This window comes from Pelosinus propionicus DSM 13327 (genome assembly GCF_900114615.1).
Lineage (GTDB): Bacteria > Bacillota > Negativicutes > DSM-13327 > DSM-13327 > Pelosinus > Pelosinus propionicus.
This window is the reverse complement of record NZ_FOTS01000030.1, coordinates 15,514-30,455: the sequence shown is the minus strand read 5'-3', so window position 1 is coordinate 30,455 and position 14,942 is coordinate 15,514. Positions and strand designations below refer to the sequence as shown.

Here is a 14,942-nt window from a genome sequence, read left to right as displayed (position 1 = left end):
CTATTTTTTTTCTACAAATATTGCATAGTCAGGACAACGCATTTCACATTGTTTACAGGTAATACATTTTGATTCATCGACAATTGTAATTTTTCCTAGAGCATCTAACCCTAATACTTGCTTAGGACAGAAAGTTACACAAACTCCACAGCCTTTACAATGCTTTCCAATGGTTTTTATAGCCATACCTTTCACCTCCATCATTCTCTTCTATTATACTAGAGATACTTAGATAATTGCGTTACAAGGGTATAAGACATAATATATATGAAATATGTAAAACTGTAAAGGCAAGACATACGCCAAAAACCAATGTATTCGCCATTTTTAGCAAATAACGCTGCAATTGTATTTAGCCATACCTATATTTCTACATATCTGCTGGAAAGGCGATGCCGATTTGCTTTCTGCACTCATCTATGACTTCCATTACATCTAAGGATAGCTGCAAGGAATTAATATTTGACTCTATTTTATGTTTGTTTATTAAATGGATAAATTCTTTTACCTCATAATACATAAAATCATTGCACTGTTCTTGTCCAATATCCTCACTTGAGCCGTTGTTATAAAAGATCTTTACCATTTTGGGTGTCGATATTTTATCAATTACAATGCTGCCTTCTTCTCCCTGTATTTCATTGCTGACTTGGGAATTGGTAATCTTCGAATGAGATATGATAACTTCCTTATCAGAATAATGAAGAACAATACTGCCTGCACCATCAACACCAGAGTCTAACAGTATCCCATTCGCTATTACCTTCTTTGGCTTGCCGAAAAGATAGATAGCAGGATAAATACAGTAAACACCAATATCCATGATCGATCCATTCGATAGCACAGGATTAAAAGCATTTGGTATTTCTCCCATTTTATAGGCATCATATCTGGATGAATATTGACAAAAGTTTGAGAAGAATTTTCTCACTGCACCGATTTTATGGAGATTTTGTTTAACAGCCTGAAAATTTGGCAAAAAAGTGCTTTTCATTGCCTCCATTAATAATACCTGATGATGCCTTGCAGACTCTACCATCATGGATAATTCCCTGCGGTTAGACGCAATGGGTTTTTCACAAAGAACATGCTTGCCATAATACATGAATAGTACAGCCTGCTCAGCATGTAACGAATTAGGACTCGCTATGTATACTGCGTCAATCTGATCGCTCTGGGCCATCTCCTCTAAACTAATAAATCGATTTTTTATCCCATGACGTTCTGCGAAAATTCGCCCCTGCTCTTTTGTTCTGGAATAAACAGCATTCAAGGAAAATTCACTATGCAGCTTAGCACACCGAATGAATTCATCAACAATTCGACTCGTACCTACTACACCAAAGCGAACCATAATTATCCTCCTTCTGATACCGCATCTTCTTTTGTCATTGCGAACAGAGTGAAGCAATCTCTAAAAAAGGATTGCTTCACTCTGTTCGCAATGACAGAAATGTTGGAATTTTATACTTTCTCCACTTATTTAAGAAAAGATTTGATTTGTGCCAAGCTGTTAAATACCTACATTAATATACATTCTTCCTTCATTTCTAATCCCCTGCCTGTTTTATATAGAAGTCAAAATTTTAATTTAAGCAATTTAATAGTAATATCATTATAATACCCGCTATTCAAATCACCTTCTTAAAACATCAAATACTCTTAAAAAATTTGCATATTTTTATCATCTTAGGAAAATCTATAGATAATCTACTGTAATGACAATGGGAGGTTCTTATGAAAAGTATGCAAGATCGAAAATGGATCAATCTTACTATAGGCTTATTCCTATCAGCGGCATTTTTTCTGGGAGGATGCACAAATCTTAACCCAGTTACTCCTGTTGATCCCACTCCCTCTCCAACGACTCCTGCAGCTCCAACAACGCCACCATCTCCTACAAAACCAGTAAACGACCTGAAAGATATTAAGGTTGTCTATAACTACAATGATAATGAAAAAGTACAGTTATCTGCTAATAATTTAATGTTAAAGGTAGGGCAAAAATTAATCCTTGAACCAGCACCAGGTCTTACTCAGAATACACGATTTACCTCATCAGGTGAATACTTCTTTGGAGATATACTAAAACAAGAAACAGGTGGTCCAGAGACGGGTAAAGCTATATTTACAGCTATAGCTCCAGGCAAAGGTAAACTTACCATAATTCCCAACACCACAGAAATAAAACGAGCTAGTGAACTCTGGGTAACAGTTCAATAATAAAAACATTTCCCATCTGCTGTTGCCTGCAATAGCAGATGAGGTTACTTTCATCAAATAAAATAAGCGGAGAAAATCGTAAAACGATTTTCTCCGCTTATTTTATTAAATAGAGTACTCATTTTGCCTGATCTAATGCTATTTTTACAGCTTCAATAAATTGCTTATGAGAAACAGTTGCCCCGGAAATAGAATCTACACGATCCACATTTTGCGTTTCGATCAGCTTAGGTCCATAGGTCGCTGCCCCTTTTACTCCTTGCTGCGCTTTTTGATAGAATTCAGGATTTTCAATTTTCCCGCTTGTCTTTCCGTAATCTATATCCTTAACCTTACCATCTTTTTGAATTCCTCGATAGTCGGCCTTGGCGATTTTTCCCTGTTGAATCGTAAGAGTTATTTCACCTACTGCTCCTCGCTCATCAGGGCTGCTTTTAGCCGTATAGGTGCCATCCTTATAACTGTGGTTATGCTCACTATGATTACTGTCACTGTGCACATTATTTGCTTTTTGACTACTGCAGCCAGCAAGGAGAAGGCCAACTAAGGCACCTGCTGCTGCTATGGACAACCATCTTTTTTTCATGAAACTTCTTCCTCCCTGCACACAATTCTACGATCCTTCCGATTTGCTATGCGGCCATGCTCCAAGACGATGCACCGTTCAGCCAGCTCGGCAACTTTCGGATCATGAGTAACCATAATAATGGTGTGCCCTTCACGATGAAGCTGCTGAAAGAATTCTAATACAAGTTTGGCATTGGTTTCATCCAAATTACCCGTTGGTTCATCAGCTAGAATCAACATAGGATAGTTAATTAGAGCGCGAGCAATACATACCCTTTGCTGTTCGCCGCCGGAAAGCTGACTAGGCAAATGACGAGCCCTTTCTTTAAGTCCTACTCGCTCTAAAGCCAATAACGCTTCTTGTTCGTCAGGCATACTGTGATAATATTGAGCTACCATTAAATTTTCTACTGCTGTTAAATAAGGAATCAGATGAAACTGCTGAAACACCAGTCCAATTTTATCTCTCCTGAGCATTGTCAAGTTCCCTGCAGTAACATCGGTAAAGTCTACACCATCTAAAACAATAGATCCCGTTGACGCTTTATCCATACAACCGATTATATTCATTAGGGTCGTTTTACCAGACCCGGATGGTCCCATCAGTGCCAGCCATTCGCCTTTTTCTACTGTTAAATCAATTCCTTGAAGAGCTTTCACACTCCCATAAATCATCGATACATCATGCAATTCTAGTAAACTCATATCCATTAACCTCCTCTACTCGCCTCTAAGTACAATCGCTGGTTCAACTTCCGTTGCAATTTTTACTGGGACTAGGCATGCTAATCCAGTAACTGCTATAGAAACAACCAATGCTAAAAGCGCAATCAATGGCTGAAATGAAATCATCCTGCCAAAAACGTTGACACTTACCGCTTGAGCAAAAAAGAATCCTAACACAGTCCCCAGCAGGCCGCCTAAGGCTCCTAATGCTAAACCTTCCCCTAAAAACTCAAAGATAATACTGCGATTTTCCGCCCCCAGTGCTTTCTTCAAACCAATCTCTTTACGGCGCTCTGTAACAACTGCCATCATCGTTGTAGCTACGCAAATTAAAGTAAGCAGCAATACTACAATTGTTACTAAATAAACCAGCGCTTGCAGTTTTCCAAGAACGGTCTGTTCCGATTGAGTCACTTGTTTCACTAGGCGCGGCTCCATACCGGGAACCTTCTCCCCAATTTGCTGTGTTAGAGTGTTTAGCTCTGTCTCATTAGCCGTAATACTGACCTGAGCAATGCTAATCACACCTTCCTTCTTTAACATTTGTTGAAGCAAGGTAAGATCAAGAAAAATAAAATTTTCTTCCGATCCTCCTGTTCGCAGAATACCAGCAACTTTCACCTTTTTCTCAGCTTCGCTGCCAGCTACAGCCAGAGTCACTTGCTGCCCCGGCTCAATTTCTAATCGTTCTGCCACTTCCGCACCAATCACGATATCTTCAGACTGATCTGCTGGCCACTCACCACGAATCTGCCAATATGGACTTACTTTCTTTACCGCCTGGAAACTCGTACCTGCAACTAGAAAAGGCTGCTCATTCAGTTTAATTCGGTCATACAAATACGGTGCAATGCCAATTAGCTTATCGGACGGCAAAAGCGCAGTTGCATTGGCAACCAGGTTTTGCATCATCACTTGCTGATCACCAGCAGGTGTTAACAATAAATTAGCACCATAGGAGCGAAACTCCCTGCCCATTTGCCTAGGAACATCGTAATAAATAGTAACAAGACCAGATACAACCGTCGCGCCAATTGCTACAGCCAATAACGCAATCAACATGCGAGATCGCCGACGAAGTAAGGCGTTCCATATCATCTTCGTGTACATTGAATATTTTGTCATCTTTGTCACCTGCCATGAAGTACTGCTGCCGGACGCAGCGATAAAAGCATTCGCATAGCCGGAAGGCTACCGACCAAAGTAATCAGAATTACTGAAATAATGACCCAAGGAATAACCATCGCATTAATTGCAACTGCTGTGCCAAATACATTATGACCAATAATTTGGGCAAATCCTAAGCCTAAGAAATAGCCAGCAATACCACCAAATAAGCCAGTCGTCATAATTTCCGTGAGAGTTAGCAATAAAACATCTCGATCTGTTGCACCAAGTGCTTTCAGCAAACCAAACTCCCGACTGCGTTCCATAATATTAGCCATTAAAAGATTGGAGATTCCGAGGGCTGATCCAGCTAAGCTAAGCCCTGTGATCAGCAGCATTAACAGCTGAGTCTTTTGCAGAATGGTTCCCTCTGATTCAGCTACCTGTCGTACTGGCTTGGCACGAGAATCGCCAACGGCTTCTTCAATTTGATAAGCAATTGAGCTTACATAAGCTGTACAATACCAGGTTTCCCATTCTTTCAATGAAAGACTTTTGGGATCATGGGCAGCTTTGCGGGCTAATTCATTTTCTGGTGTTGTGATAGCGCTTACTTCTATTTTGCCAATTTTACCTGGCAGATTTAGTCCTTGCTGGACAAAAGGCAGGGTCACAAAGATTTGATCATCTTCAGCACCACCGCTATTAAAAATACCTTGCACAGTTAAAGTCTCTCGCTGAACACCTCCAGGCAAGGCAACCTCGACTGAATCACCGATACGAAGATTTAATTTCCGAGCTAAAGTAGACCCAACCATTGCTCCCTTAATGTCAGCATCATTAATCCAATTCCCCTCAACTGTCCACCAGGATTTCAGCTCTTTGATCCCTGTTGCCACAACTTCCCCCGTAGGCAGTTCCAATTGTCGATTAAACCAGGTACCTACTACGGTTATGTCATCAGAACCAACGGTAGCCTTGGTTTCGAGTAAAGGAGAAAATGCAACAATATTATTAGCCCAAAAAATTGTTTTTAACTTACCAACATCAGCTTCCTGCAGATACTGCCCTGTTTTTCCAGAGCTGGCTTCTATTCCATAAACATCGCGTAAGACTGATGCTGCCCGAGGAATCACTGTAATGTTTGCTCCATACGCTTTCAGTTCCCGATTTACCTTATCGCCTACATCAAGCATTACATTCAGCATGGCTGTTGTCAACGAAACGCCCAATGCTATGGTAAGAGCTACCATGAACATTTTTCGGCTCTGCCTAACAAGAGCTCCTTTCAGCATCTCCCAAAACATGATACATCCTCCTTTACTTAAATCGTCCCTTTTCTTGCTCTAAAGCCTCTAAAGGTACGATCATTTTTCCTTCACTTACCTTGTATGCCAGCGGAATTGGATTACACCCGCCTTTAAAACCAATAGTTGCTGTATTCATTACAACATCGCATAACATGCAAATCACCTGATTATCCCGTTCAAAATAACCTGTTGGTCCGCAAATTTCACAAGCATCCAATCCAACACCGTACGCCGAACCACTCTTTTTGATCACGATAAACCGTACGATTTCACCTGTTGATGAACGATAAGAAAAGCGGTGCAAATGGCCATCATCAACTTTTTCCAAGGGAATACGGACTTGCTCACCTTCGGCGACTACCGCTACAGCCGGAACAATTTCAACTTTTTCATCGGCATAAGCCATACCAACGGTTGAAAGCAGAAACATGGTACATACACCTAAAGCTAATGCTCCGCTCCAGCGCATCTTTTTGCGAGTCTGCATTAGTATTTTTCTATATTGAGCAGGATTAAGCCCCATAGGCTTCTCCGGCTTGCGCTGCAAAATCAACACCGCTGTCAAAAGCAATGTAACTGTAAGCAGTGCATATAAGAACCAAACCTGATGATTAATTAAGGGCCCTATAATCGGTGTCATTTGTTTCGTGGTCAAGAAGATTTTTCTTACGGCCATGATTTGGACGACAATAAGAGCTTGCTTTGCCATAACCACTAAAAGTTGTGCCGCAAAAATAGCAATAATCTTCTGGGCAGACAAAAGACTTGCAGCCCGGACAATTGCCAGTCCAGTCAACCAGGTCAAAAGCCCTCCTAATAAAAATCCAATCATTTTCATAAGGAACTCTAAGCTGATTATCTCATTTGTAAAGGTAATCATCTCAATCGGAAAAAGAATAAAATCCAATCCATGATACAGCAGCAGGGCAGCAGCAACAATACAAGAAGCACTACCTGCCAACTTATATTTATCAACAGAAATCCCTTGTCTAACATTCCACCAAAGAAAGCTCAGCAGTGACATTTCGCCAATTAGCCCCAGCACAAGAACTAAACCTTCATACACTTCCCGTTTTACGGCTTTTGTGCCTAACTTGACAGTTGCGATAAAAGCGGCCCCCATGATTCCCCAAAAGATCCCGCGCCTAACCAACTTTTTAAAAGTTCCCGTCTCATCTTTACTAGCCAAAGCCAACAGCATGGCTAAGGGGATAAAAGCAATGGCTAAATTTTGCATAGCCGGGATCATGTTTTGCAGTATACTTTGCAGCATATTTTTCTCCTTTCATTTTAGTTTTCTAAACAGACTAAAAAGAATAGCTTTAGCATTCCTTGTAACTATAAAGTGACAAAGCACACCCTAGAATATTTTCTCTGTGTGCAAAAATAGGAAGACCATGAAATTCTTAAACTATAAAACGGTCCGGGAAATCATCCCGGACCGCTAGTCTTTTATTTACCAACTTCTAGGAATATAATCGAAATCCCAATGTAGAACTACTGGTTTGGTCCAGAAACGTCCTTCAACACCTGTTTCTTTATCCACATGCAGCAAGTAATTTTGGCGATTTGGACTCTCAATTGTAAAGGCTGCATCGTATGTACCGGCACCCTTCATTTTGATGTTTGCACCATAATGTGGTCCATCACTAGCATTCATCGGCATAAGAGTACCTTCAATCACTTCGCCAGTGCTCTTTTTAGTTAATTTATAATGTACAGTTAAGTTAGGAATAAATTCAGCAACGCCATAACCGGTATTATTTCCTTCAATAGCAGCAATATCTGTTTCCAGATGAATATCTGACTTATCAGGAGTCAATCCCATACCTGCTGGTTCCATTGCTACTGGCTGAAAATAAACTAGAGCCACTTTAAACCCTGCTTCCGGTACTTCGATATCATCACCGATAGGATATTCCTGGAACCCAGCTGCAAAAGATTGTCCTACTGTTAACACCAATACTGCTAAGCTAACAAAAGTCATTGATAAAAACTTTTTCAAATTCATGATACGACCTCCCTAATTTTTTTTCTTTTTTGATACATGACATTTCCAGCAACCATTAATATAAGAAAGAGTTGTGGTAATAGAGTCTCTACAGTCGGATAGATTCCCAAAAGATCAAACATGGGCATCCCCTCAAGAAGCGTAACCCCAATTAAACCTCCTTCCTGTAGTTCTTTCACTCCACCACCAGCAAAACTAATTGCTAAAATAAACATTAAAATACTAGTTCCCTGAAAAAAAGGTTTCAATGGAATTCTCACACTACCATAGCGGACCACTGCAAAAATTACTACTAAAGCAAGACATCCTGCACCAAATCCTAACCAAATCATTTGCATATCATCACCGGCATCATTAAATAATGCCTGATAAAACAAAACGACTTCAGCCCCCTCACGATATACAGCTAAAAAAGCAGCAACTCCCAAGGAAAAAGTGTTGTTTTTGGTCAAAGAACTTTGAACCTTGCCTTCAATATAATTGCCCCATGATTTTTCATCCGACTTACTGCTCATCCAATGTCCAACAGACAAAAGTACAAACACCGCTACCAGCATCGTCATACCTTCCATAATTTCTTGGCTGGCACCACTGAGATTAATCACAGAGCGGAATAAAATAGCTGTTAAAAAACTCGCTACGATAGCAGCTCCAGAGTAATTATAAATGACTTGTGTTTTTTCACTATTTCCAGACTTAATCAGATAAGCAATAATAGCACCAATAACCAAAATTGCTTCCGCGCCTTCACGAACCATGATCAGAAAGGCTGGCCAAAAAGTTGCCATAGAACTGCTTTGTTTACCACCGCCGTCCATTTGAGCAATGTCTTCACGCATCATCCCAATTAGCTCTTTCATCTGCTTTTTGACATCTGCTTCAGGCGCTTGATTGGTCATTAATTTTTTAATAGTGCTGAACTTATATTCCGTTAAGTTGGCCCTTTTAGCGGAAACAGTTGAATTTACTGCCTTCTCCAAGCCATCTTTTTCATACATCCCATAATACGCATCATTTACTATTTTTTTCGCCCCAGCTGTGTCTCCACTTTTATATACGGTTAGAGACTGATCCATCGTTTTTTCTATTTTATCAACGACAGCATCCCACTTAGGTGCTGCAAAAACCATTCCCTGACTAACTACTATAAATGCCATAATAACAACGAGTAACCATTTACGCATATTTTCACCTCCTTCTATCATCATTTTATTAGTCGATAATAAAATCCATTATCATTTAATAAAATGAAACATTCTACAATGAATTAAAGTTTAGCGATCTCAAATACGAAATATGGAAATATTTTCAACGATGATATATATAATCATTCTCACTTGAAAATAATACTGCTAAATATACGTATTGTCAAGATGTGGATTTTCGTAAAGTCACTATTCTATTGCAAAGGGAATTGTTAATATGGTAAGACAAACGATTGGCTTTCCTTCATTATCTTTTGCAGGTTCAAATTTCCATTTCTTAGCTGCGGCGATTGCAGCGTCATTAATACTTTTATAGCCAGACGGAACTGCGATTGCCACTTTGCCTGGCAATCCATTCTTTAAAATCTGCATGCGCAGCACAACATTAACCTTACGTCCAACTTCTTTCATCTCTGGAGGATTCACAGGATCAACTTTAACTAATACAATTGGCGGTGTTCCAAATCCAGTTTTTTTTCCACCTGAATTTGCTTGATCAGGCGAAATAACAGCCCCTTCTTTCGCATCTGGTATCTTGATAGGTTCTACTACTTTTTCTGCTATATCATCTTCAACAATTGGAGGCTGGGGCTCTGGAGGAATCTCCGGTTCAATCGGAATCTCCGGCAGAGGCGCTGCTGCTGCAATCTGCGGCTCCGCCTCTGCCGTATCATCACCAGGGACATCGATTAAACTTAATTCCATCACCTTTTCATCAGCAAAAGGAACATCTTGCTCTCGAAAAGCCAAATAACCCGTTGTTACCCAAAGAAAGATATGTAAAAAAATAGATAAAGCAATTGCTTTATTCCAACTACTCTTATAAGACATTATCAAATTTATACCTCACTTTCCGTTTAGTCATAAATACATATCATAACGGAATTTTTTTATTTTTATAATGATAATCAAGTTCATTTAACATTGAATTTAATCCCGATTTATAAATCTCGCAATTATAACCTTTTGTATTTTCATTGTATTGAAAATGAAAATTGTTATCTTTAATATTATGATACTCTCTTCTTATTGTAAATACCTTCCTACTATTTTTTTGATTTTATTTTGTTTTTTTAACATGTAACGTTATTTTTATTTTCTAGAAATAATAGGATGATATTCCTATAGCATCATACCTCCTCATTACCTGCTAGTCCACAGACTTCTTACCTTTAATACCTCTCTTTGCACTCTTTAGAGGATTTGTTATTTTCCATCCTTTTCAAACGCTCTTAGTTATTCCGCCTTCTGTAATAAGAAGGAAAAAGGATTATGGGGAAAAAACAAGAATTAAAATTTTATGATATTTCATTAAAAAGGCAAACATAACGCCGAAGGGGGCTACATGAAAGATTGGATAGCATCACATAAGCGACTCACATTCATCACACTAAGTATAATTTGCACATTGCTTGTTCTTTGGCAGGTATTTGCGGTTAAAATTAGGCAGGATATACAAGACACCCTTCTTTTGCGAGTCAGCCAGCAACTCAACGGGCAGTTGACTGTAGGAAGCGTCGATTTGTCATTGTCTGGGCGTATAAAAATTCAAGATGTCTCTCTCTATGATCAACAGGGTGTTCTTTTAGCCCAGGTACCAGTCATCAAAATGCAATATCGCTGGTCTGACTTGACCGGAGGCAGCCTAGGACTTCCTAAAATTGAAACAGTAACATTAGAACGTGGGGAACTATGGCTCAAACAAGCGAATAACCATTTTAACTGGGATGATTTATTAAAAAAGGAACAAGATGAGTCAACGTCCTTTCGCAGTAAAGTTGAGTTAGAAGACGGAAAAATACATATTGAAACGGCCTTATTTTCTCAGGTATTAGAAAATGCAACGGGTATCATTGACTGGCAGAACAGCCCAGAAATGACAATTTCTCTAAAAGGCAAAGCGGATCAAAGCCAAGTAAACGTAAATGGACAGTGGGGAGAAAACCTTCCCGGAGATTTTAACATCCAAATTGATACTCTTGATGTAGTTAAATTTAAAGAGCTTTTTGCCGATACATCCTATTCTCTGGAAGCAGGCACAATACAGCCATTACAGATTACCGTAAAACAGGACACTAAAGGAACCCTCCACTATCAGGCAGAAGGCAGTTTTTCTGATCTGAAATTAAATGGTAAAGTGGGAATTCAACAAGGCCATGGAAAGTTCAGCAGTAATGAAACAGGAATGCGTTTCGAAGATGTAAGCCTATTGATTTCTGGTCAGCCGGCACAAGGTCAAGGCACTATTTCCTGGGTTGATGGTATGGCCGTCCTTGATTTTTCTTTGACTTTACCGGATGCTGATCCCGCCGCTTTTGTCTCGGGAATAACTGCAATGCGTCCGCTAGCCTTGCAAGTGCAAATTGCCGGATCCGTTGCACAACCGCAAATCACAGGCAATTTCAGCCTACCTCAGATTAGTTTCAGCAGTATGGCAGTCAACGGCATTACAGGAAACTTTCGTTATACTGACGCTAAAGTATTGCTGCAGCAGGTACAAGGCACAGTCTATCAGGGAAATATAGCTGCTAGTGGAACGGTAATGACAGAAGATCAAAGTTATGAACTAGATGTAAACGGACAAGGCCTTACTAGTTCACAATTAACAGATAAAGATGTTCAAGGTCCTCTCGCTTTTAACGGTCACGTCAGCGGTAAAGGTGATACGGCAGTTACTAGAGGAAACTTTAGTATCTACGATGGCAAAACCTACGGCATCGCCTTTCAGAAGATGACAGGCTTATTTGTAAAGAAAGGAACGACTACGGATATTTCTGGAATTGCAATTCAAACGGCTTATGGAACTATCTATCCCGAACAGCTTAGCCAAGAAGCGTTAGAAAGACTGAAACAACAGGATATTCCTGTTTCCAAGGAAGAACTAAAGCAAGCGGTAACGAATAAACTCCTCGAAAAACTAATGCGCTGAGTTTAAGGCCAGAGAGCACAGAAAATGCTGAGAAGAGATAGATAAAGCCCTCCCACAGTGTCCTCTGTGCTCTCTTGTTCAACATTCCCGCTGCCATTTATACGTTACTTCGTATCATTCTTTGCTTCATACGCTACCGCTTATTTTTTGTAGCAATATCTACCCAAACAGCTAGTATCAATATCGACCCTTTCACAATAAACTGCCAAAAGGTTTCGATATTTAACATACTCATGCCATTATCTAGGCTTGCCATTACCAGCGCACCAACAATCGCACCACCGACGCTGCCTACACCGCCCATTAGACTGGCTCCCCCAATGACACAAGCCGCAATAGCATCCATTTCAGCATTTTGCCCAGCTGCTACCGAAGCTGCATTCAAGCGAGAACAAAGCAGTATTCCGGCAATGGAAACCAATAAACCATTAATGGCAAATATACTCAATGTCATTTTCGTAACATTGACACCCGATAATTTAGCCGCCTCTGCATTGCCGCCAATTGCATACACTCGGCGGCCAAATACGGTTTTAGTCAAAACGTAAGAAAAGGCCACAGCCATGATTGCCAGAATGAGTACTGGCACGGGGAACCCTTGGTAAGAGTTAAGAATAGTAACAAGTATACCAATTATTACGGCGGAAAAAACAATTTTTACTATTTCAGCAGACATTGGCGGAATTGCCAAACCGTATTGAGCATGAAGTTTTCGAACGGAAAGAGCGTTATAAATAAGAACGGCAACTGCGATTATACCTAATAAAAATCCAATTTCATTAGCTAGATATGCATTCCCCGCAAAGCGAATACTTGGATCAAGAGACGCAACGGTAGTTCCTTTCGTCATACCTACTAATATACCTCTAAATACCAGCATGCCTCCTAGAGTGACAATAAACGCTGGTATTTTTTTGTAAGCAATTAGCCAGCCATTAAAAATACCAATTAACAAACCAAGGATGAGAGTAATCCCAATCGCTAAAATTCCATCCATTTTGAGCCAGACATTAAGAACGGCTGTAATACCTCCTAATAGTCCCATAAGCGACCCAACGGACAGATCAATATGTCCAGCAATGATAATAAAAACCATACCGATAGATAAAATACCCGTAATGGACATTTGCCGAAATAAGTTAGACAAGTTTCTAGAGGTTAGAAAATCTCCGTTTGTCGTCATGCTAAATATAACCCAAATCGACACTAATGCTAAAATCATAGTATATGTCTTTACGTCAAAATGAAACATGGACGTAAAGGATATTTTTTTTTCACTGCTCATCCCAACTGCCTTTTTCTTCAGCTCCGCTGCCACGCAGTAACCCCTCCTACAGCACAATGCATTATTTGTTCCTGATCCAAATTTTCATGGTTCAAAAATTCACCTTTTATCCGCCCTTCATTCATGACCAGTATTCGATCAGATATTCCCAGGACTTCCGGCAAATCCGAAGAGATCATAATAATACCAATGCCATCTGCAGCCAATCGGTTCATCAGGTTATAAATTTCATATTTTGCACCAACATCAATGCCGCGGGTTGGCTCATCCAAGATCAGTACTTTCAATTTACGCAGCAAATATTTTGCCAGCACAACCTTTTGCTGATTACCGCCACTTAGGTTTTTAATACAAGTATCCAGGCCGGATGTTTTTATCTTTAGCTTTGCCATATAATCGTTTACATCGCTTAGTTCCTGACCATCATCAATACGATCCATAGCCAACCGATATTTCTCAATAGTAGCCAGTGTCATATTTTCCCTAACAGACATGATCTCAATGATACCATGGCGCTTACGATCTTCAGGCAGCATGGCAATGCCTTGCTGCAATGAATCATTAGGATGGTGAATGGATAAACGATTCCCTTCCAAATAAACCTCACCATCACATTTTCCATCATAAAAACCATAGATTGATGATACTAGTTCCGTACGGCCGGCACCTACCAAACCGGCAAATCCTAAAATTTCACCTCGTTTTAAAGAAAAATTAGCATTATCGACTAACTTTCTACTTGGATCACTTACATCATAAACCGTATAATTTCTAACCGCAAAAATCTCTTGCTCTGTACTGTGTACCTCCTTGGGATATAAATCAGTAATTTCCCGCCCTACCATCATTTCTACAATCTTTTCCTTCGTTAGCGTAGAAGCTGCTTTAGAACCTATTGAACGTCCATCACGAATAACGGTCACTGTATCCGCTAGCTGGAGGACCTCATCTAATTTATGCGATATGTAAATACAAGTAACACCCTTAACCTTCAAGCGTCCCAAAATATCCATGAGAATCTCTACTTCTCCCTCGGATAAGGAAGCGGTAGGCTCATCTAAAATAAGCAAAGTAGCATTTTTCGCTAACGCTTTGACAATTTCAATCAATTGCTGCTGCCCTGTTCCCAATTGTTTTATCAGTGTGTAAGGATTGACATCCAGCCTCATTTCACTTAAAAGTTCTTGCGTTTTTGACAGCATTGCCGGTATATGAATGCGCCCGTAAGAGCTAATTTCGTTACCAATAAAAATATTTTCATATACGGGAAGTTCCTTAAATAAAGCCAATTCTTGATGAATGATTGCAATACCGGCTCTTTCCGCATCAGCTATGTTACGAATTATCATCTTTTCCTGATCAAAAATAATATCACCCTGATAAGAGCCGTGGGGGTACACACCGCTCAATATTTTCATTAATGTCGATTTACCGGCACCATTTTCACCACATAAAGCATGTATCTCACCCTTTTTTACAGCAAAAGATACCTCATTTAGCGCTCTAACACCCGAAAATTCTTTGATAATTCCCTTCATCTCTAAAATCAAATCGTCCATTTTTATCCCCTCATATTTAA

General features: G+C 39.8%; 14 protein-coding genes. 2 read left to right on the top strand and 12 right to left on the bottom strand.

Going from position 1 to position 14,942, the window contains the following annotated elements:
* Positions 1–186 carry a 4Fe-4S binding protein gene (locus BMZ99_RS15875; RefSeq protein ID WP_090939319.1) on the bottom strand — a complete coding sequence of 62 codons (186 nt, stop codon included), beginning with the start codon at positions 184–186 and terminating at the stop codon, positions 1–3.
* A gap of 184 nt (positions 187–370) precedes the next feature.
* On the bottom strand, positions 371–1,354 hold the full coding sequence (locus BMZ99_RS15870) for a Gfo/Idh/MocA family protein (RefSeq protein WP_090939316.1): 984 nt from the start codon (positions 1,352–1,354) through the stop codon (positions 371–373).
* A 383-nt stretch (positions 1,355–1,737) separates the two neighbouring features.
* Between BMZ99_RS15870 and BMZ99_RS15865 the strand changes: the two genes are divergently transcribed.
* Entirely contained in the window at positions 1,738–2,223 is a 486-nt protein-coding gene (locus tag BMZ99_RS15865) for a hypothetical protein (RefSeq protein ID WP_090939313.1), read from the top strand.
* Between the two features lie 118 nt (positions 2,224–2,341).
* On the opposite strand, the gene BMZ99_RS15860 is transcribed toward BMZ99_RS15865, so the two are convergent.
* The 8 genes from BMZ99_RS15860 to BMZ99_RS15825 form a co-directional block, all read right to left on the bottom strand.
* Positions 2,342–2,809, bottom strand: coding sequence for an FMN-binding protein (locus BMZ99_RS15860; RefSeq protein WP_090939311.1), 468 nt, complete (start codon positions 2,807–2,809; stop codon positions 2,342–2,344).
* Positions 2,806–3,495 carry an ABC transporter ATP-binding protein gene (locus tag BMZ99_RS15855; RefSeq protein WP_090939308.1) on the bottom strand — a complete coding sequence of 230 codons (690 nt, stop codon included), beginning with the start codon at positions 3,493–3,495 and terminating at the stop codon, positions 2,806–2,808. Before BMZ99_RS15855 ends, BMZ99_RS15860 begins: the two co-directional genes overlap by 4 nt.
* A gap of 15 nt (positions 3,496–3,510) precedes the next feature.
* Positions 3,511–4,650: an ABC transporter permease gene (locus BMZ99_RS15850; protein WP_090939305.1), complete on the bottom strand. Its 1,140-nt coding sequence runs from the start codon at positions 4,648–4,650 to the stop codon at positions 3,511–3,513.
* Entirely contained in the window at positions 4,647–5,930 is a 1,284-nt protein-coding gene (locus BMZ99_RS15845) for an ABC transporter permease (protein ID WP_090939301.1), read from the bottom strand. The genes BMZ99_RS15850 and BMZ99_RS15845 overlap by 4 nt, the downstream gene beginning before the upstream one ends.
* A 13-nt stretch (positions 5,931–5,943) precedes the next feature.
* Entirely contained in the window at positions 5,944–7,206 is a 1,263-nt protein-coding gene (locus BMZ99_RS15840; RefSeq protein ID WP_090939298.1) for a DUF2318 domain-containing protein, read from the bottom strand.
* A 183-nt stretch (positions 7,207–7,389) separates the two neighbouring features.
* Positions 7,390–7,944, bottom strand: a complete 555-nt coding sequence (locus tag BMZ99_RS15835; RefSeq protein WP_090939296.1) for an iron transporter — start codon at positions 7,942–7,944, stop codon at positions 7,390–7,392.
* Positions 7,941–9,128, bottom strand: a complete 1,188-nt coding sequence (locus BMZ99_RS15830) for an FTR1 family iron permease (RefSeq protein WP_090939294.1) — start codon at positions 9,126–9,128, stop codon at positions 7,941–7,943. Before BMZ99_RS15830 ends, BMZ99_RS15835 begins: the two co-directional genes overlap by 4 nt.
* A 210-nt stretch (positions 9,129–9,338) precedes the next feature.
* Complete coding sequence (locus BMZ99_RS15825; RefSeq protein WP_245755007.1) at positions 9,339–9,980, bottom strand: TonB family protein; 642 nt, start codon at positions 9,978–9,980, stop codon at positions 9,339–9,341.
* Between the two features lie 514 nt (positions 9,981–10,494).
* On the opposite strand from BMZ99_RS15825, the gene BMZ99_RS15820 reads away from it, so the two are divergent.
* Positions 10,495–12,078 (top strand): AsmA family protein, encoded by a 1,584-nt coding sequence (locus tag BMZ99_RS15820; RefSeq protein WP_090939291.1) that lies wholly within the window; start codon positions 10,495–10,497, stop codon positions 12,076–12,078.
* A 133-nt stretch (positions 12,079–12,211) separates the two neighbouring features.
* Here BMZ99_RS15820 and BMZ99_RS15815 read toward each other — a convergent pair whose 3' ends face one another.
* Both BMZ99_RS15815 and BMZ99_RS15810 read right to left on the bottom strand, forming a co-directional pair.
* Positions 12,212–13,396 (bottom strand): sugar ABC transporter permease, encoded by a 1,185-nt coding sequence (locus tag BMZ99_RS15815; RefSeq protein ID WP_090939288.1) that lies wholly within the window; start codon positions 13,394–13,396, stop codon positions 12,212–12,214.
* Positions 13,381–14,922: a xylose ABC transporter ATP-binding protein gene (locus tag BMZ99_RS15810; protein WP_090939285.1), complete on the bottom strand. Its 1,542-nt coding sequence runs from the start codon at positions 14,920–14,922 to the stop codon at positions 13,381–13,383. Before BMZ99_RS15810 ends, BMZ99_RS15815 begins: the two co-directional genes overlap by 16 nt.
* Positions 14,923–14,942: the final 20 nt, after the last annotated feature.

What these genes read in the sequence shown, in the direction of transcription:
- BMZ99_RS15855 (WP_090939308.1), bottom strand. Translation starts at nt 3,495, where the DNA reads ATGAGTTTACTAGAATTGCATGATGTATCGATGATTTATGGGAGTGTG.
- BMZ99_RS15835 (WP_090939296.1), bottom strand. Translation starts at nt 7,944, where the DNA reads ATGAATTTGAAAAAGTTTTTATCAATGACTTTTGTTAGCTTAGCAGTA.
- BMZ99_RS15860 (WP_090939311.1), bottom strand. Translation starts at nt 2,809, where the DNA reads ATGAAAAAAAGATGGTTGTCCATAGCAGCAGCAGGTGCCTTAGTTGGC.
- BMZ99_RS15840 (WP_090939298.1), bottom strand. Translation starts at nt 7,206, where the DNA reads ATGCTGCAAAGTATACTGCAAAACATGATCCCGGCTATGCAAAATTTA.
- BMZ99_RS15820 (WP_090939291.1), top strand. Translation starts at nt 10,495, where the DNA reads ATGAAAGATTGGATAGCATCACATAAGCGACTCACATTCATCACACTA.
- BMZ99_RS15830 (WP_090939294.1), bottom strand. Translation starts at nt 9,128, where the DNA reads ATGCGTAAATGGTTACTCGTTGTTATTATGGCATTTATAGTAGTTAGT.
- BMZ99_RS15825 (WP_245755007.1), bottom strand. Translation starts at nt 9,980, where the DNA reads ATGTCTTATAAGAGTAGTTGGAATAAAGCAATTGCTTTATCTATTTTT.
- BMZ99_RS15875 (WP_090939319.1), bottom strand. Translation starts at nt 186, where the DNA reads ATGGCTATAAAAACCATTGGAAAGCATTGTAAAGGCTGTGGAGTTTGT.
- BMZ99_RS15870 (WP_090939316.1), bottom strand. Translation starts at nt 1,354, where the DNA reads ATGGTTCGCTTTGGTGTAGTAGGTACGAGTCGAATTGTTGATGAATTC.
- BMZ99_RS15810 (WP_090939285.1), bottom strand. Translation starts at nt 14,922, where the DNA reads ATGGACGATTTGATTTTAGAGATGAAGGGAATTATCAAAGAATTTTCG.
- BMZ99_RS15865 (WP_090939313.1), top strand. Translation starts at nt 1,738, where the DNA reads ATGAAAAGTATGCAAGATCGAAAATGGATCAATCTTACTATAGGCTTA.
- BMZ99_RS15845 (WP_090939301.1), bottom strand. Translation starts at nt 5,930, where the DNA reads ATGTTTTGGGAGATGCTGAAAGGAGCTCTTGTTAGGCAGAGCCGAAAA.